General features: G+C 54.5%; 17 protein-coding genes. 9 read left to right on the top strand and 8 right to left on the bottom strand.

Features of this window, described 5'->3' with window-relative positions; genetic code table 11:
- The first annotated feature begins 14 nt into the window (after nt 1-14).
- Genes RHM61_RS18330 through RHM61_RS18350 form a run of 5 tightly spaced genes read left to right on the top strand, consistent with a single transcriptional unit; the run spans nt 15 to nt 4,353 of the window.
- The gene (locus RHM61_RS18330; RefSeq protein WP_322248753.1) at nt 15-1,052 is read left to right on the top strand and encodes a tetratricopeptide repeat protein; all 1,038 of its coding nucleotides are present in this window, start codon (nt 15-17) and stop codon (nt 1,050-1,052) included.
- On the top strand, nt 1,019-2,308 hold the full coding sequence (locus RHM61_RS18335) for a L,D-transpeptidase family protein (protein ID WP_322248754.1): 1,290 nt from the start codon (nt 1,019-1,021) through the stop codon (nt 2,306-2,308). Before RHM61_RS18330 ends, RHM61_RS18335 begins: the two co-directional genes overlap by 34 nt.
- 56 nt (nt 2,309-2,364) lie before the next feature.
- Nucleotides 2,365-3,027 (top strand): peptidylprolyl isomerase, encoded by a 663-nt coding sequence (locus tag RHM61_RS18340; RefSeq protein WP_322248755.1) that lies wholly within the window; start codon nt 2,365-2,367, stop codon nt 3,025-3,027.
- Between the two features lie 37 nt (nt 3,028-3,064).
- Nucleotides 3,065-3,553, top strand: coding sequence for a peptidylprolyl isomerase (locus RHM61_RS18345; RefSeq protein WP_322248756.1), 489 nt, complete (start codon nt 3,065-3,067; stop codon nt 3,551-3,553).
- A 20-nt stretch (nt 3,554-3,573) separates the two neighbouring features.
- A complete protein-coding gene (locus RHM61_RS18350) occupies nt 3,574-4,353 on the top strand; it encodes a UDP-2,3-diacylglucosamine diphosphatase (protein ID WP_322248757.1) in 780 nt (259 codons plus the stop codon).
- A gap of 18 nt (nt 4,354-4,371) precedes the next feature.
- Here the strand turns inward: RHM61_RS18350 and RHM61_RS18355 are convergent, their stop codons facing one another.
- A complete protein-coding gene (locus RHM61_RS18355) occupies nt 4,372-5,052 on the bottom strand; it encodes an ABC transporter ATP-binding protein (RefSeq protein ID WP_322248758.1) in 681 nt (226 codons plus the stop codon).
- A gap of 10 nt (nt 5,053-5,062) precedes the next feature.
- On the opposite strand from RHM61_RS18355, the gene RHM61_RS18360 reads away from it, so the two are divergent.
- Together RHM61_RS18360 and mnmH are read left to right on the top strand one after the other, a co-directional pair.
- Nucleotides 5,063-5,731, top strand: a complete 669-nt coding sequence (locus RHM61_RS18360) for an arylesterase (RefSeq protein ID WP_416200193.1) — start codon at nt 5,063-5,065, stop codon at nt 5,729-5,731.
- The gene (gene mnmH / locus RHM61_RS18365; RefSeq protein WP_322248759.1) at nt 5,728-6,810 is read left to right on the top strand and encodes a tRNA 2-selenouridine(34) synthase MnmH; all 1,083 of its coding nucleotides are present in this window, start codon (nt 5,728-5,730) and stop codon (nt 6,808-6,810) included. Before RHM61_RS18360 ends, mnmH begins: the two co-directional genes overlap by 4 nt.
- 57 nt (nt 6,811-6,867) lie before the next feature.
- Here the strand turns inward: mnmH and ccoS are convergent, their stop codons facing one another.
- The 7 genes from ccoS to RHM61_RS18400 form a co-directional block, all read right to left on the bottom strand.
- A complete protein-coding gene (ccoS, locus tag RHM61_RS18370; protein WP_322248760.1) occupies nt 6,868-7,011 on the bottom strand; it encodes a cbb3-type cytochrome oxidase assembly protein CcoS in 144 nt (47 codons plus the stop codon).
- Nucleotides 7,008-9,248, bottom strand: coding sequence for a cation-translocating P-type ATPase (locus tag RHM61_RS18375; RefSeq protein WP_322248761.1), 2,241 nt, complete (start codon nt 9,246-9,248; stop codon nt 7,008-7,010). The genes ccoS and RHM61_RS18375 overlap by 4 nt, the downstream gene beginning before the upstream one ends.
- Nucleotides 9,249-9,256: 8 nt before the next feature.
- A complete protein-coding gene (locus RHM61_RS18380) occupies nt 9,257-9,406 on the bottom strand; it encodes a heavy metal translocating P-type ATPase metal-binding domain-containing protein (protein WP_322248762.1) in 150 nt (49 codons plus the stop codon).
- Nucleotides 9,407-9,943: 537 nt separating this feature from the next.
- Nucleotides 9,944-10,918, bottom strand: a complete 975-nt coding sequence (locus tag RHM61_RS18385) for a S49 family peptidase (protein WP_322248763.1) — start codon at nt 10,916-10,918, stop codon at nt 9,944-9,946.
- A gap of 14 nt (nt 10,919-10,932) precedes the next feature.
- Nucleotides 10,933-11,298: a Rieske (2Fe-2S) protein gene (locus tag RHM61_RS18390; RefSeq protein ID WP_322248764.1), complete on the bottom strand. Its 366-nt coding sequence runs from the start codon at nt 11,296-11,298 to the stop codon at nt 10,933-10,935.
- A gap of 11 nt (nt 11,299-11,309) precedes the next feature.
- Entirely contained in the window at nt 11,310-11,969 is a 660-nt protein-coding gene (locus tag RHM61_RS18395) for an HAD-IIIA family hydrolase (protein WP_322248765.1), read from the bottom strand.
- 81 nt (nt 11,970-12,050) lie between these two features.
- Nucleotides 12,051-13,025, bottom strand: coding sequence for an RluA family pseudouridine synthase (locus RHM61_RS18400; RefSeq protein ID WP_322248766.1), 975 nt, complete (start codon nt 13,023-13,025; stop codon nt 12,051-12,053).
- Nucleotides 13,026-13,725: 700 nt separating this feature from the next.
- Here RHM61_RS18400 and RHM61_RS18405 point away from each other — a divergent pair.
- Nucleotides 13,726-16,764 (top strand): Rne/Rng family ribonuclease, encoded by a 3,039-nt coding sequence (locus RHM61_RS18405; protein ID WP_322248767.1) that lies wholly within the window; start codon nt 13,726-13,728, stop codon nt 16,762-16,764.
- Nucleotides 16,765-16,846: 82 nt separating this feature from the next.
- Nucleotides 16,847-18,148 (top strand): chromate efflux transporter, encoded by a 1,302-nt coding sequence (chrA, locus tag RHM61_RS18410; protein ID WP_322248768.1) that lies wholly within the window; start codon nt 16,847-16,849, stop codon nt 18,146-18,148.
- The last annotated feature ends 48 nt before the right edge of the window (nt 18,149-18,196 follow it).

Here is an 18,196-nt window from a genome sequence, read left to right on the forward strand (position 1 = left end):
CTAACCCGTACACCATGCGCCACATTTTAAGAAGTGTCTTCGTAATTTCCCACTTGTCGCTCGCATTGACGGCCATGCCGTCGTTCGCAGATGAGGGCGGCGACGTCAGCAAATTGTTGCGAACTGGCCAAACTGCCGAAGCTTTACGGAAAGTCGATGGGGCGCTGGCGACGCGTCCGAAAGATGCGCAATTGCGTTTTCTTAAAGGCTTGATACTGACCGAACAAAACAAAACAGTCGAAGCGATCAGTATCTTCAGCAAACTCACCGATGATTATCCGGAATTGCCAGAACCGTATAATAATTTGGCCGTCTTATACGCATCTGCTGGGCAATACGACAAAGCGCGCGCGGCACTGGAGATGGCGATCCGTACCAATCCTGTCTACAGTACGGCGCATGAAAACCTCGGTGATATCTATGCCAAACTGGCCAGCCAAGCTTACGGTAAGGCACTGCAACTCGACTCTGGTAATAGCGTAGCGAAATTAAAATTAACTTTGGTGCACAATTTGGTCGGCAATGTGACCGGTGGCACCAATCCGAAACCAGATCCCAAAACAGCCGTGTCGGCACCTCTGCCAACCCCCGTACCGGCGTTGGCACAAGCCAAGCAAACACCAGTGCCGCCGGCGAAAATCGAAGCGGCACCGAGCAAAGCGACGCCGCTGGTCAAAACAGAACCAGTCAAACCACGTCCGCCGGTTGATCGCGATGAAGACGATGTCATCAAAGTGGTGGAAAACTGGGCTAAAGCCTGGAGCAATAAAGAAACCAATACTTATCTGTCGTACTATGCGAAAGATTTTCAAGCCCCGAAAGGCATGAGCCGCAAAGCTTGGGCCGAAGAGCGGCGTGACCGTATCGAGGGCAAGGGTCGCATCAATGTCAAAATTGAAGGCTTAAAAGTGAGCATAGATGGTTCGCTCGCGACAGTAAAATTTCGCCAAATTTACACTTCCGATAAACTGACTGCCAATAGTCGAAAAACGCTGAATATGAGCAAAATCGATGGTAAATGGCAAATCAAGCAGGAGCGCGCGGGCAGTTGATGGCTTTCTTTGCTTATAACCTTACTTCTGCCAAGCTGGTGACGAAGTTGAGCCGCTACGTCCTGCTCTTCATTGCCGCTGCCGCCCTCAGCGTCTGCTTTACTGAGGCGCAAGCACGCAAGTCGCCGGTCTTTGAGAGTCGTGTCGCGGCAGCCCCGAACCCAGATGAATTGCTCGCCGAAGTGTATCAACATTTAGCGGCCAACGAGTTGCAAGCTGCGCAAACTAAAGTTGATCAGTTGATCGCCGCGTACCCACTGTTTCAGCTCGCGCATTTAATCCGCGGTGATTTGCTACTCATGCACTCGCGTCCGGTCAGCAGTTTCGGCGGCGGTGCCGGTGCCAGTGCCGATAAACTCAAAGATATGCGCGATGAAGCAACTGCGCGCATCAAAGCTTACCGTGAGCGTCCGGCAGCTGATCTGGTGCCGAGTCCGGTACTGCAATTGCGTGACGATCAAAAACAGGTACTCGTGATCGACGCCGTCAAGGCCAGATTATATCTGTATGAAAACAGCGGCGGACAGTTGAAGTTACTGAGCGACCATTACATCAGCCACGGCAAATTCGGCCTGAATAAGATCAAAGAAGGCGACCAAAGAACACCAGTTGGCGTGTATTACATCACCAGCCGCTTGTCTGGCAGTAAATTGCCCGATTTTTATGGCCCCGGTGCTCTGCCCCTGAACTACCCGAATGAATGGGATAAGGTGAACGGCCGCAGTGGTTCCGGTATTTGGTTGCATGGCATGCCCTCGACCAGCTTCAGCCGCCCACCGTTCGCCTCCGACGGCTGCGTGGTGCTGACCAATTTCGATTTCATGAAAATTTCCGGGCTCATCGACATAGGCAAAACCCCGGTGATCATCAGCGAGCATCTGGAATTCATCACGCGTGCGCAATGGTCGGCCGATAAACAGTTGGCCAGCAACTTGTTGGAAGAGTGGCGGCGCGATATGGAAAGTCGGAATGCCAATCGGATTTTCGCCAATTACTCGCGCAACTTCAAAACCATGCAAGCAGAAGACCTGAACACTTGGTTTGCGCGTCAACGCCAAATCTGGGAACTCGGCTCGACACCACTGATACAATTGAAAGACGTGACGCAATTCCGTTACCCCGGCAAAGATGAGATCATCGTCAGCACGTTTACCCAAGAAACCCAAGCCGGCAAGAGCCACTCGAGCATACGCAAGCGCCAATACTGGCTCAAAGAAGCCGGTAAATGGCGCATCATTTATGAAGCCGCTCTCTGAGCAGGCTGCTCGCCGCCGGCTGTGCCGGATTTTTTCATCCCTACACTAAAATTACCATGAGCCAAATTCGTCGCCAATTTTTGACCCTCTTGTGCAGTACACTGTGCGGCCTCAGCTTCTGCCAAGCGGGCGCGGCCGAACTGCCCAAGGTCTCGATCAAAACCAATCTCGGTGAGATTGTCATCGAACTTTACCCCGACGCGGCACCGAAAACCGTCGCTAATTTTCTGGCTTACGTCAAGAGCGGGCAATATAAGGGTACACTGTTTCATCGGGTTATCGATAATTTCATGGTGCAAGGTGGCGGTTACGACAAGAATTTCAAAGAAAAAGCGGTACGCCCGGCGATCGTTTCTGAATCGCGCAGCGCGCTGGACCACGGTTTGAAAAATACCAAAGGCACGCTGGCGATGGCACGCACCGAAGACCCGAATTCGGCGACGGCGCAGTTTTTCATCAATGTCAAAGACAATGATTTTCTCGATCACCAGATTATCCCGGCCGGCGACCCGGTCAGCTTCACTTATCGCGGTAATATAGTCACTGCGCCGCGTCGGCAAGCATTGGCCGCGACGGCTGGTTACACACCGTTTGGTAAAGTGATACAAGGCATGGACGTGGTCGAAAAAATTCAGACCAGCGCGACCGGCGAGAGCCATATGATGCCGAATGTACCAAATAAAAACATCGTCATTGAATCGGCGACTGTTATAAAATAATTCCCAGTTTTCATTTCATCATTCATTAAGGAATACCATGGCCGTTATTATGACCACCAATCTGGGCACTATCCGTATCGAACTCGATGCTGAAAAAGCGCCGAAAACCGTTGCCAACTTCCTCGCTTACGTCGAAGCCGGCCACTACGCAGGCACGATTTTTCATCGCGTGATCGACGGCTTCATGATCCAAGGCGGCGGCTTTGAACCGGGCATGACGCAAAAAGACACCCAGGCACCGATCGAAAACGAAGCCAACAATGGCTTGAAAAACGAACGCTACACCCTGGCGATGGCACGCACCGGCGCGCCGCATTCGGCCAGCGCCCAGTTCTTCATCAACACTGGCAATAACAGCTTCCTCGATTTCCCGGGTCAAGATGGCTGGGGCTATTGTGTATTCGGTAAAGTGACCGAAGGTAGCGACATCGTCGACATCATCAAAGCGGTCAAAACATCGCGTTCCGGTATGTTCCAAGACGTTCCAGTGGAAGACGTCGTCATCCTCAAAGCCGAAATCGTTTAAGCGACGCGAACCTGCTGCCCATGCACGCGACCCAGTCGACACAGGCAGCGCCGCTGGCGGCACTGTTTGTGTCAGATATCCATTTAAGCCCGGCGCTGCCGCTTACCACGGCGGCCTTTTTGCGTTTTCTGGCGCAGCATGGCGCTGGTGCGAAACGCCTGTATCTGCTCGGTGATTTGTTCGAGTATTGGGTCGGCGACGATGATCTTGACGACCCCTACCATCAAACCATAGTTTGCGCCTTGCAGCAGTTGGCCGCACACGGCACGGAACTGTTTTGGATAGGCGGAAATCGTGACTTCTTAATCGGCCGCGTCTTTGCACTAGCGACTTCTATGCAGTTGCTGCCGGAACCGAGCGTGATCGTAGCCGGCGCACAGCGCATCATCCTCTGCCACGGCGACGCCGCCTGCACCGACGACCTCGATTACATGCGCTTTCGCAGCATGGTCCGCAGCAGCGCTTGGCAAGAGCAATTTCTGGCGCAAGACTTAGCCACACGCAAGCAACTCGTTGCAGCTATGCGCAGCAATAGCAAGAACGAGCAAGCACAAAAGGAAATGGCGATCATGGATGTCAATCCAGCTGCGATTGCCGCCGTGTTTGAGGCCTGCGCCTGCGACACCATGATACATGGGCACACGCACCGGCCGGCGCGGCATGAACAAGATGGCCGGCGCCGCTATGTGTTACCAGATTGGGACTGCGACACCACACCGGCGCGCGGCGGTTGGATTGCCATCGATGAGGCTGGCACAATCAGCCGCCACCAACTCGATGGCAGTGTGACCAGCGCTTAAGCGGACACGCGACCCACACTACTCGGCCAGCAATTGACCCGACTTCATCGTCAAGGTGCGCTCACAGCGCGCGGCGATGCTCAAATCATGCGTCACCAACACCAAGGTCGAGCGATGTTCACGATTGAGCTCGAACATCAAAGCGATCACGGCTTCACCGGTTACGGCATCAAGACTACCGGTCGGCTCATCGGCAAACAAGAATGCCGGCTCAGTGACAAAGGCGCGCGCCAGAGCAACCCGTTGCTGCTCGCCACCTGATAGATATTTCGGATAATGGCGCAAACGCTGCCCTAAGCCTACCCGCTCGAGCATGGCCGTGGCTTTTTGCTGGGCCGCGCGGTCACCGCGTAATTCCAATGGCAACATGACATTTTCCAGCGCTGTCAAATGCATCAGCAATTGAAACGATTGAAACACGAAGCCTAGCTGTTCTTTGCGAAACAGCGCACGCTCATCTTCACTCAGAGAAAACAAATCGACGCCTGCCAAGTTGACGCGACCGCTGCTGGGCAAGTCTAATCCGGCCAAGATGCCGAGCAAGGTAGACTTGCCGCTGCCGGAGGCACCAACTATTGCAAGCGCTTGTCCCGTTGGCACGGTAAAATCGATACCATCGAGAATAGTCAGTTGCCCACCGCTATCTTCGACTTTTTTGTTCAAGGCATAGACTTCTATGCTGTTTGTGTGCGTTTTCATAGGACTTGTCATGCTGTTTTTTATACCCACTCATCAATGTAAGCTGCTGGTTTCACGCGGTCTGATGTTCATCGCCCTCAGTCTGAGCATGAATTTTGCCTATTCTGCAGCAAAAACGGTGCTCGTGCTCGGTGACAGTTTATCGGCTGAATACGGTCTGGCTCGAGGACAAGGTTGGGTCAGTTTGCTGGAAAAAAAGATCATCGAAGAAAATCTGGCCGTTACCGTAGTCAATGCCAGCATCAGCGGCGAAACCACCAGCGGCGGCAGAAGCCGTTTGCCGGCATTACTCAAGCGGCTCAATCCCGATATCGTGATCATTGAACTCGGCGGCAACGATGCCTTGCGCGGTCTGGCACTGAACGCCTCGGAAGATAATTTCCGCACCATGATTACCAGTATAAAACAAAGCCAGGCTGCGGTACTGCTGGTTGGCATGCAAATTCCACCGAATTATGGCAAAGACTATACCGAGCGTTTCTTTTCGATATACGGCAAATTAGCGCAGGAACAAAAAATCAGTTTGGTACCGTTTTTACTCGAAGGTATCGCTGAGCGCAGCGAATTATTTCAAGCCGATCGCATTCATCCACTCGCCACCGCGCACCCTGTGATGCTGGCCAATGTGTGGAAGCCCTTGCTCCCCCTCTTGAAGAAAACGAAACAAGCCAGCCAATGAAATATCCGGAAATCCTTCAGTTCACTGACATCACGGATAAATTAGCACAATTTTCCAGCATCATTGATGTCCGCAGCCCGGCGGAATTTGCCGAAGACCACTTGCCTGGCGCAATCAATTGCCCGGTACTTGACGATGAAGAGCGCATACGCATCGGCACGCTGTATAAGCAAGTCGGGTCTTTTGAAGCCAAGCGGGCCGGTGCGGCCGTGGTGGCGCATAATATCGGTCGCCACCTCGAAGAGCAATTTGCCGATAAACCGCGCGAATGGCGGCCACTGGTTTATTGCTGGCGTGGTGGGAACCGCAGTGCTTCCATGGCACACATCTTGGCCAAGGTCGGCTGGCAAGCGGCACAACTCGAGGGTGGCTATAAAGCCTACCGTCAGCACCTGAATCTGAGTCTGCCGCAATTGGCCGAAAATTTGCCCTGGCGTGTATTGTGCGGCCCCACCGGCAGCGGTAAGAGTCGTATGCTGCAAAGCTTGCAGGCATTAGGCGAACAAGTACTCGACCTTGAGCAACTGGCAGCACACCGTGGCTCGGTGCTCGGTGAATTGCCAGACCAAGCGCAACCTTCGCAAAAGATGTTTGAAAGCCAGATTTGGCAATTACTGCGAACAATCGATAGGCAACGGCCGATTTACGTCGAAGCCGAAAGTAAAAAAGTCGGTAATTTGCGCGTCCCGGCCGCCATCATGGATGGCATGCGCAGCGCACCGTGCGTATCACTGGCACTCAATAATGTCGATCGGGTGGCCTTGCTGCTGGCCGACTATGCGCATTATGTCGCCGACCCGGCGCAATTCTGCCGCCAACTCGACTTCCTCGCCCACTTGCATGGCAAAGAGCGGATAGAGCAATGGAAAGTACGCGTGTCTCAAGGCCAGTTGGCCGAGGTCGTGCTCAGTTTGCTCGAAGATCATTACGATCCAGCTTACCGTAAGTCGATTGCACGTAATTTCCTGCAATTCAACCAGGCACCGACGCTGACCCAACATGGCATCACTGAAGCTGTGTTTGCTGAGCAAGCGCGTCAAATTATGGATTGGGAAGTGCGGGCAAAGCGCTTGGATTAAATCCGCGCTTACCCAGGTGGGGGAGGACGTCAAAAGCGATTCTTATTTTCCCGCACATCACCCATCCACATCATCAAGAATACGCTGCCCTTCCTGATCAAGCTCATCGAACTGACGATGATTGATGGCCCACCAAAACAGGGCTCCGATGGCGAATACCATGACTAAGCTTAAGGGTATGAGTAAGTAGAGGATATTCATGATTCCACCAAGTTGTCGAGCAGCACATGCTGCGGTTGCGGCAGCAAATATAAACGCAGCGCATTCAAGACTACGATCAGGGAACTGAGCGACATACCCAACGCCGCATGCCAAGGTGCCAGCCAACCGAGCACGGCGGCGGGAATGGCGACGGCATTGTAGAGCATGGCCCAGATCAAGTTTTCACGAATCAAACGCAAGGCCTTGGTGGCGACCACAAAGGCATAGTCGAGGTCAGTGAGGCGATTCGACATCAGCAACAAGTCGCTGCGGGTCTGAGAAATCGGTGCGCCCTGCCCCATGGCAATGCCGACATGGGCCAAGGATAACACCGGCCCATCATTCATGCCATCGCCGACCATGGCGACGATGGCGCCATGTGCCTGCAAATCCTGCACCACAGCGAATTTATCACCCGGACTCAAGCCACCGCGGGCATCGCTGATACCGCAGAGTGCGGCAACTCTTTGCACCACATCATCACGGTCACCGGACAAGAGGCAAATTTGTTTACCGCGGTTTTGCAGTTGTCGTATCGTTTGCGCGGCATCATCACGCAAACTATCTTCCAAGCCAAACAATAACAGTGCGCCGGCTTCATCGGCCAACACCGAAACGGTTTGCGCCTGCATGGCTGGTGGCAAGCTCAGTGGCGCGCCATGCAATTGCATGGCAAAACTGATGCTGCCGAGCCGATACACGCGACCGTTGCAACGCGCTTCCACGCCACCGCCCGCTGTTTCCAGCAAAGCCTCCACCACCACGGCAGCGGCCGCTTGACTGTGCCCGGCCAAACCATCGGCGATCGCACGCGCCACTGGGTGCGCCGAGGCGGAGGCCAAGACAAAAGCGAGCACAGCAGCTTGCTCGGTGACGGCGCGCTGCGGCTCGGTGTGCACCAGGCGCAGCTTACCTTGGGTCAAGGTACCGGTTTTATCAAAAACAAAATGCGTGGCCTGCGCCATACTTTGTATCGCTCTACCATGCTTGACCAGTACGCCATTGTTGGCCATCAAGCCGATGGCGGCCGACATCACTCCTGGCGTTGCCAGCGACAAAGCGCAAGGGCAAGTAACAACGATAACGCTGATGGCAATCCACAGCGCGCGACTCGGATCGATCGTGCTCCACACCAAGGCGGCCAATACGGCGACGATCAGTATCAAACTCAGGAAGCGGCTGGCGTGTTTATCTGCCAACAAGACAATCGGCGGTTTTTCCGTAGCGGCGGCTTCCATCATCGCAATGAGGGAAGATAATTCAGTGTCGCGCCCGACCCGCAGGGCGCGCATCACCAATGCGCCGCTGACATTGATGGCACCGGCGATGACGTTTTCACCCGCAGTTTTCAGCACCGCTTGCGATTCGCCCGTCATCAGCGCTTCATCGCATTCGCTATGTCCTTCCAAGACCACGCCATCGGCCGGTATCTGCTCGCCGGCCGCAACGAGCAGGATATCCTCGACGGCCAAGGCTGCGGCATCGACCGTTTCGGTTTGCCGGCCCGGATAATGCAACAAACGTCGTGCCGTCAACGGCGCGAACTCGGTCAGCACGCGCAATGCGGTACTGGTTTTTCTTTGCACCTTGCTTTCAATCAGGCGCGCACCGAGCAAGAGAAACACAAACATGATGGCCGAATCGTAATATACGGCCCCGCCTTCAAAGGTGGCCCAGACACTGGCGAAAAACGTCAGCAGTATCCCGAGTGACACCGGTACATCCATGCCGACATGGCGATTGCGCAGATCGCGCCAAGCTGCCTTGAAAAACGGCATGGCAGAGAACCCAATGACCGGCACGGTAATGAGCATGCTGGCGATTTTTAATAATTTATCGAGATCCGGCGTGAGGTCGCCATCGATCTGCGGCAGCGGCACCAAATAAGCGGGAAAGGCATACATCATGATTTGCATCATGGCGAAGCCGGCGACGAATAATCGCCACAGCGCCATTTTATTTTCCGCGCGCGTCGCTTCGTCATCACTCTGATTGGCCGGCAAAGCACCGTAGCCAAGCGCGATGATGGCCGCGATGATGTGTTTGAGCGTGGTTTTGTCGCCATCCCAACTGAGTTCACCGCGGCCACTGACGGCATTGATGCGAAAGCTGGCAACACCGCACAGTTGACGCACACGAAATTCGATCAAGGCAACACAGGCGGCACAACGGATGCCGGACAGACGCAGTTTTTCTTGCAATAAAACGGGGGGAAGCGTGGACTCTGGGGCGGGCATGCTGACTCTTATTGTTGCTGCGCAGCCGACTTGGTGCGCAGGTAGTCGGAAATCATGTGGTTTTCTTGTATCACGTGCAAAATAGCCATACAGCCATGACAACAGACGGCCCGCTCGCCGCCATCAAAGCTGCAATACAAAGCCTTACTCAGTCGCATGCGCTCGCCGCAATGGTAGCAGGCAATCTTCGGCAGGCTCAGTGACGGCAGCCATGAAGCTGGTGCAAACCACTGAGAAAAATTAATTGCCATCGGCAAGAACCTCGAAAAAAGCATGTGTAAATAGAAAGGATGTTACCGCAATTCTGTCGTGCTTCCTTGATCTGTAACAAAGGCGCGAGAAGTGCATGGCAAAAAGCACAAAGCAAAAAGACGTCAGCATTGCACTGACGTCTCTTCGTTGCTTCGCTTACTATCACAAGAGGGACCTGAGATCCCTGAGTTTCACGCCGCAGCGTGAACAAAGGTCTTACACAAATTGTCTGCCATCAAGTTCGTACATAACCGGCACAACTAAACAACACCGGACTTCGGGTCATTACCACAGATAAGGAATAAGAAATGAATCAATATCAGCCTCCTTGTTTGAACCAGTTACGCCCCTAATATATGCCAGTTGCCAGAACCGAGGAAGACAATTAAAACTATCCAGCACGGCTCAAAGATAAAAAAAATCAAGCATACTATTTCTAAAAATCAATGTATGCTGGGTCGGTTTGCCTTCACCAAGGCAGAGATAGCAGCACTACCAACCGAGGCACCGAATTTTCTCAATACACGTTCCGGCAAGGCTTCTTTCTGCGTGTAGTCGATGACATCTTCAGCCTTGACCACATCGCGCGCCACTGAATCGATGGTGCCGTAACCATCGGCCAAACCCATTTCGACGGCCTTGCTGCCGACCCAAAACAAGCCGGAAAACGTGTCCGAAGTTTCTTTCAAGCGCGTGCCGCGGCCTTTGCGTACCACTGCGATGAACTGCTGATGGATTTCATTGAGCATCGCTTGCGAATAGGCTTTTTGTTTGTCGCTGACCGGCGAGTAGGGATCCATCAAGCCCTTGTTTTCACCGGCCGTCATCAGGCGCCGTTCGACCCCGAGCTTGCTCATCAAGCCATTGAAGCCGAAACCATCCATCAAGACCCCGATGGAGCCGACGATACTGGCTTTGTTGACATAAATCTCATCCGCCGCAGCGGCAATATAGTAGCCACCCGAGGCGCAGATTTCATCGACCACGACATACAGTTTTTTCTTTGGGTAACTTTGACGCAAACGCCCTATTTCATCGTTGATCATACCGGCCTGCACCGGACTGCCGCCCGGACTGTTGATGCGCAAGATCACCGCCATCGCACCCGGCTCAGCAAAGGCACGATTGAGTGCCGGAATGACTTCATGCGCACTGCCACTGCCGGCACCATCGATTTCGCCATCGATTTCCACCAAGGCCGTATGGTGACCTGGATGTTCACTGCTGCTGTCGATCAGATCGGTATAGCGATACACAAAGAACAGCACAATCAACAGACTGAGCAATTTGAAAAAAATACCCCAGCGGCGCTTGAGTCTCTGCTCGCGCACGGTAGCCAAGGCGAGCTTTTCCAGCACCTGGCGCTCCCACGGCTGCGCGGAGTCGGTCGCCGTGGCGGACGCATTAATTGGTTCCATACATTCTTTCGAAGTTAAGCAATAACAGCTTGAAGATAATCATCGGGATGCCAGACGATGCGGCTGTCTGTTTCAGTGACGGCAATTTTGCGCAAGCGACTGCCGCGGCAAGGGCCGCCGGAACAATGGCCGCTGGCCGGTTCGTAGATAGCACCGTGGGTGGAACACATGATGTACAAGCCGCTGCCTTCGAAAAATTCACCAGGATTCCAATCCAATTCGATCGGCACATGGGCGCAGCGATTAAGGTAAGCATGTACTTGGCCACCGTAGCGCACCACAAAACCGGTGGCGTCATCGCTGCCGGCCGTGAGCGGAAAGCGTATGCCCTTGCCGCCTTCTTGTACGTCGTCAGCAGCACAGATATCGATGGAAATCATGTCAACTCCAGTTACGCATGGGTAGTCAGCCAGTCATGCAATTCGGCAACCGTTTTGGCCGAATACAATGAGGGGCAAGTCGCCAGCATCACTGCATCATGCGCGCCATACTCGACCGCGACCGCAGCGGCCCCGGCATTGCTGGCCATCTGCAAATCGTGGGTGGTGTCACCGATCATCAGCGTGCGTTGCAGTTCCTGACCGAGTTCACGGCTCAATTCTTGCAACATGGCCGGATGCGGCTTGGAAAAGGTTTCGTCAGAGCAACGCGTGGCATCGAACACCGACATCAGATTCGCCGTATGCAAAGCGCGGCTCAATCCGACCCGACTCTTGCCGGTTGCCACGGCGAGGAAATACCCTTGCTGCGTTAAATCGGCCAGCATTTCGCGCACCCCGGGAAACAGCGGTAACTCGTGGTCTTTGGCTAAATAATGATAACGATAGCGCTCGACCATACGCGGGTAATATTTCGGGTCGATGTCGGGCAATGCTGCTTGCATGGCCGGCAGCAGCGACAAACCGATCACATACGCGGCTGCGCTGTCGCCCGGCACCGGCAAACCGAGGTCGCGGGCGGCGGCTTGAATGCACTTGACGATGGTCGCAGTGCTGTCCATCAAGGTGCCGTCCCAATCGAAGACGATGAAGTCAAATTGCTTTTTTGGCATATATAAAAGTGCGACGCCCGTTCACGATGAACAGGCGGCTTGGTTTTCGTTGAATCGAAATATCATACCATTAATAAACGATTAAGTTTTTCCGACCAGGCTCAGCAGGAAGCGCTCACAATCAGCCGGCAAACGTGCATTGTAGGTGACGGCTTGGCCGGTTTCCGGATGCGTGAAGCTGATCTGATGCGCATGCAAGAACATGCGCTTGAGGGCCCCGCGCGTGGCTGTGGCTTTTTGCAAAGCTTTGTTGAGCGGAAAATCGCCGTACTTATCATCGCCGGCAATCGCAAACCCGCTCGCTGACAGATGCACCCGGATCTGATGGGTACGACCGGTTTTGAGTTCCGCTTCCAACAGCGCAAATTCGTCAAATTTTCTCTTGAGCGAAAATACTGTGTGCGAGGCCATGCCATCGGCTTGCACGCGCACGCGTCGTTCGCCTTCGGCGGTGGTATATTTATGCAAGGGCAATTTGACATGTTGTCGGGCGTTTTTCCAGTCGCCGGCCACCAAGGTGAGGTAACGCTTGTCGGTCAAGCCGTCGCGCATTTGTTCATGCAAATTAGTTAAGGCCGTGCGTTTCTTGGCGATTAGCAATAAGCCTGAGGTTTCCCTATCGAGCCGGTGCACCAGTTCAAGAAACTTGGCCTCTGGCCGTGCTGCACGCAATTGCTCTATGACACCGTAACTGACGCCGGAACCACCGTGCACGGCCACACCGGCCGGTTTATCGATGATCAGCAGTTGGGCATCTTCAAAGATAATCGGGAATTCCAGCTTGGGGACATTCTGTAAGGCTGGGGCAGCAGCGATGCGAATTGGCGGCAAGCGCACCACATCCCCTTCCACCAAGCGATATAATTGATCAATGCGACCTTTATTGACGCGCACCTCTCCCGAGCGCAAAACTCGGTAGACATGGCTCTTCGGAACACCTTTACATATGCGCAACAAGTAATTGTCAATGCGCTGACCCGCCTCTTCTTCCGAGATTGTCAGCAGTTGTACCTTCGGTAAATCGGCCGTAGCCGCCTCAGGGAGCGTGTTTTGCATCTGTTTTTGATGCTGCCCCCGATTAATTGTCGCTAAGTCCTTCATTTTGAATATATAATCATTTTCGCTTCAGCAATTACGCCAAAGCAGTGTAAGTGGAATAAACGCCTATTTTACACAGGGGCAAGTCCATCAGCCTCGCCAGTTTGCAAATATGATGGAAAAGATGTGTATGCAAGCTCATTTGCACGCCAAGGTAGCAGCCAATTGTTGTTATCGGGCGATATAGCAGACGAGCTTGGATCAGAAAGTTCGGACAGTAAGGATAGAGAGGCAAGTAGTGCTGTTGTCACGCTGTTATCGTTATCACAGCATGCTTGCCTCGGTTTTGCGAACGAAAGCGATTCCGTCAGATACAACACAAGAAGATGGTCTGACACCAAAGTTGCTCATCGCCTGGCCTTGTCCTCAGCCGCTGTTTTAAGCGCGCCGAGTCAGACAATGCGGGGGACATGTGCACTCGAGTTCGCCAGCAAAACCAAACGCGCCCGGCGCGACGCAGAATGACACGACTGGTTCACCCTCGGCATGCGTGCCGCAGGTGACGGTTGCCATGCCATTGTGCCGCGCCACAGGCATCCCCATCCCCTCCCGACTCTCTGTTCCTGGCATACATCCCGGCACCAGTACAGTTGCTTGCTGCTTCGATGAAGCGATGCAGCAGGCGGCAAAAGATGACCACCAGGTCACGGAGTAAAACATGAAACGTATGTTGTTCAATGCAACGCAGCAAGAAGAATTGCGCGTTGCTATCGTCAATGGGCAGAAACTCATCGACATTGATATCGAGACCGCCGGTCGCGAATTACGTAAGTCCAACATTTACAAGGGTGTCATCACCCGCATCGAACCATCGCTCGAAGCTTGTTTCGTCAATTACGGCGAAGAACGTCATGGCTTTTTGCCCTTCAAGGAAGTTGCCCGCACCTATTTCAAGGAAGGCATCGACGTGCGCAATACCTCGATCAAAGAGGCTTTGCGTGAAGGTCAGGAAATCATGGTTCAGGTTGAGAAGGAAGAACGCGGCAATAAAGGCGCGGCACTGACTTCCTTCATTTCTTTGGCCGGTCGCTACCTCGTGTTGATGCCGAACAATCCGCGTGGCGGTGGTGTATCGCGCCGTGTCGAGGGCGAAGACCGTCAAGAATTGCGTGAAACCATGGATAAACTCGACCTGCCAGGCGGCATGTCGGTCATCGCCCGTACTGCCGGCATAGGCCGTAATGTTGACGAATTGCAATGGGATTTAAACTATCTGATGCAACTCTGGCGCGCGATCGAAGGTGCTGGCAAGTCATCCGCAGGGGCATTCCTGATCTATCAGGAATCTTCCTTAGTGATCCGCGCGATTCGCGATTACTTCCAGCCTGATATCGGCGAAATTCTCATCGATACCGATGAAATTTACGAACAAGCTCAGCAATTCATGAGCCATGTCATGCCTGATATGGTGCATCGCGTTAAACGTTACAGCGATGACGTGCCACTGTTTTCGCGCTTCCAGATCGAACATCAGATCGAAACCGCTTACTCGCGTACGGTACCGTTGCCATCGGGCGGCGCCATCGTGATCGACCATACCGAAGCCTTGGTCTCGGTCGACGTCAATTCGGCCCGTTCTACTCGCGGTGGCGATATCGAAACCACCGCGTTCAATACCAACTTGGAAGCCGCAGAAGAAGTTGCTCGTCAATTACGTCTGCGCGACCTCGGCGGCTTGATCGTGATCGATTTCATCGACATGGAAAACGCCAAGAACCAACGCGAAGTCGAAACCCGTCTCAAAGATGCCTTGCGCTATGACCGCGCGCGCGTCCAGATGGGGAAGATCTCGCGTTTCGGCCTCATGGAATTGTCGCGTCAGCGCCTGCGTCCATCGCTGTCCGAAGGCAGTCATGTTACCTGCCCACGCTGTAATGGCACTGGTCACATCCGCGATACTGAATCATCGGCTCTGCAAGTCCTGCGTATCATCCAGGAAGAAGCGATGAAAGAAAACTCGGCGGCGATTCATGTTCAGGTACCGGTCGATGTGGCCGCCTTCCTGCTCAACGAAAAGCGCGGCGAAATTCTGAAAATCGAAACCCGCCATCGCGTGACCGTCATTCTGATCCCGAACACGCACCTCGAAACGCCGCATTACAAGCTCGACCGCTTGAAACATGACGATCCGCGCCTCGAAGAGCATCACGCCAGCTACGCCATGGCCGAGCAAGCCGATACCGACATCGGTTACAGCAAACGTCAGAAGGATGATGTCAAGCCACGCCAAGAAGCGATGGTCAAGAGCATCACGCCTGAGCAAGCACCTATCGTGGAACGCAAAGAAGCGGCACCGGCTATCGTCGCCCCTGTGGCAGCGGCACCTGGTTTCTTCGGTAAATTGTTCGGCTTCCTGTTCGGTGCCAGCAAAACTACCGCCAGCCCGGAACCGGTGCTGACGGCTGAAGAAAAAACCGCTGAACGCGAGCGCAACAGCCGCAATGCCCGCAACAACCCGCGCAACCGCAGCCGTCGCAACCGTGATGAGCGTGAAGAGCGTCCAGCCGGCAGCAAAACGACGGAGGCTGCGAAAGCAGCGCCAGTGACAGAAGCGGCCCGTCCGGCTAAAGCCGTCAAGCCACCACGCGAAGAGCGCGAACCACGTGAACCGCGGGAAGTGCGTGAACCACGTGAGCCACGTGAGCCACGTGAAGCCAAAGAGCCGCAGGAAGGTCGTCGCGAACGTCAACAACGTAGCCGTGAAGAACGCAAAGAAGCGATGCTGACTGAAGTTAAAACTGATGATTTGATTCAAAAACACGACGATCCAATACCGGTCGAAGTAATGCCAGCCAGTTCGGCATTGAATCAACCTGAACTCAGCAGCGACAATGAAAACGCCGAGCAAAGCGAAGAACGCCGTCGTCGTCGTCGTCGTGGCGGTCGCAATCGTAATCGTCGCGAACGTGAGCCAGGTGAGCTCAACGAACAAGGCGAATTGATCAACGACAGCGATGTCGCAGAAGAAATCGTCTCCGGTGATGGCGATACCGTGGCTGCCCGTGTTGCCGCCGCAGTCGAAGCTGCCAACGCTCACAGCGCTGCTGCATTGGCAGCAAACGCAGTGGTACCGGCAGTCGCAGCAGTTGCCGTGATGGCAGAGGTTGCCGTGGTGGCAGAGGTTGCCGTGGTGGCAGAGGTTGTCGAAACGATAGCCGAACCAAGGCCAGTCGTCGCACCGACCAGCGTAGTGGTAGAAGAAACGATTGCTGCTCCGCTTGAAGTTACTGCCACAGCAGTAGCCGCACCGGCTACCATCGCTGTCGCTGCAGCTGTTGTAGCTACTCCAGTCGCAGCAGCAGTGCTTGAGACTCAGGCAGCTGCGACAGTGGAAACGCTGGTAGCTGAGCCTGTTGTCGTCGCTGAAGTTGTTGCTATTGAGCCAGTCTCTGCGCCAGCCGCCGTTGCTGAACCGGTAATTGCTGAAACTGTCGTCACGGCACCTGTCGTCATCGAAACCGTCGTCGTTGTACCGGTTGCTGTTGCACCGGTTGCTACAACGACCGCGCCGGCAGCCGATCTGAGCAGCGTACTCAACGCAGTTGGCTTGCAACTCGCCAGTACTGACCCGGAGAAACTGCGCGCCGCCCAGCAAAGCGCCAGCCTCACCGCGCCGCCGGTTCGCGTACCGCGTGTACGTAAGCCGGTAGCCGTGGTGGCTGATGAGCCCTTGGTCATGATTGAGACTCGCCACTAAGCAATACCTTGAAAAAGCCGGTACACCTGAATCAGGCGTGCCGGTTTTTTTTTGCCTGTGAATTTACCTAAATCCGCCTGCCATGCTACCAGCCCCCCTCCCGTCCGACACCGTCTCACTGCGCAGCGCATTAGCTTATTGGTTGAAACTCGGCTGCCTGAGCTTCGGCGGACCGGCCGGCCAAATCGCCATGATGCACGCTGAATTGGTAGAAAAACGGCGCTGGATTTCCGAAGCACGTTTTTTGCACGCACTCAACTACTGCATGTTGCTGCCCGGACCGGAGGCGACGCAATTAGCCATTTACATAGGCTGGTTGATGCATAAAACGCGTGGCGGCATCTTGGCCGGCATCTTGTTCATTTTGCCCAGCCTGGGTCTGCTGATCGCGCTGTCTTATCTGTATTTACAATTCGGCCAACATCATTTGATCAATGGCGTACTGGCCGGCATCCGGCCAGCCGTCGCCGCCATCGTCTGCGCCGCCGCTTGGCGTATCGGCCGACGCAGCCTCACCAATGTCTACTTGCGCGCGATCGCGATCCTGTCGTTTATTGCCATCACTGTGCTGAGCTTGCCATTCCCCCTCATTTTGTTGGTCGCTGCCGTGCTCGGCACGGCATTCGCCGCGTCCATCGCTCCGCCCGATGCCACAGCAAAGAGCGCAAGTGCGGCAACTGCCTTGATCGATGACAATAGCCCGACTCCTGCGCATGCACGTTTCCAGCTCGGCGGCTTGCTGCGTATCATATCGCTTGGCGTCGCCTTAGGTGTGCTGGCATGGGCAGCCTTAGAATATTGTTTCGGTCCGAATAATCCCCTCAGCGAGATGACTTGGTTTTTTACCAAAACCGCCCTGCTCTGCTTCGGTGGCGCCTACGCGGTGCTGCCATATGTATTTCAAAATGCCGTAGAACACTTTCACTGGTTGTCCGCCAGCCAGATGATGGATGGCTTGGCGCTCGGTGAAAGTACGCCCGGCCCATTGATCATCGTCGTCGCCTTCATCGGCTACCTCGGTGCCGCGCAGCTTCACAGTAATCCGCTGCTCGGCGCGCTGGTCGCGGCCGCTTTCACGTTTCTGCCTTCGTTTCTGTTCATCCTCGCCGGCGGCCCGCTGGTCGAAGCCAGCCGTACACAATGGCGACTCAACGCGCCACTCAAAGCGATTGCCGCTGCCGTGGTCGGTGTCATCGCCAGTTTGGCGCTGTTTTTTGTCAGCCATATCAGCCAAAACGCGGCCGGCGCACTCGACTATCGCGCCATAGCATTGATGGCTGTGGCCGGCGTGGCCTTGTTCCGTTTTCAAGTAGGCAGCATCAGCTTGTTGTCGGCATTTGCGGTGTTCGGCGCACTGGCCGCCTATTGTCAGTGGCCGCTTTGAAGCAGGGTTCTGACTGCGCTGTCATTCTCGTGGTATCGTTGCGAATTG

Source organism: Undibacterium sp. CCC3.4, assembly GCF_034347425.1.
In the GTDB taxonomy this organism is placed as follows: Bacteria; Pseudomonadota; Gammaproteobacteria; order Burkholderiales; family Burkholderiaceae_D; genus Undibacterium.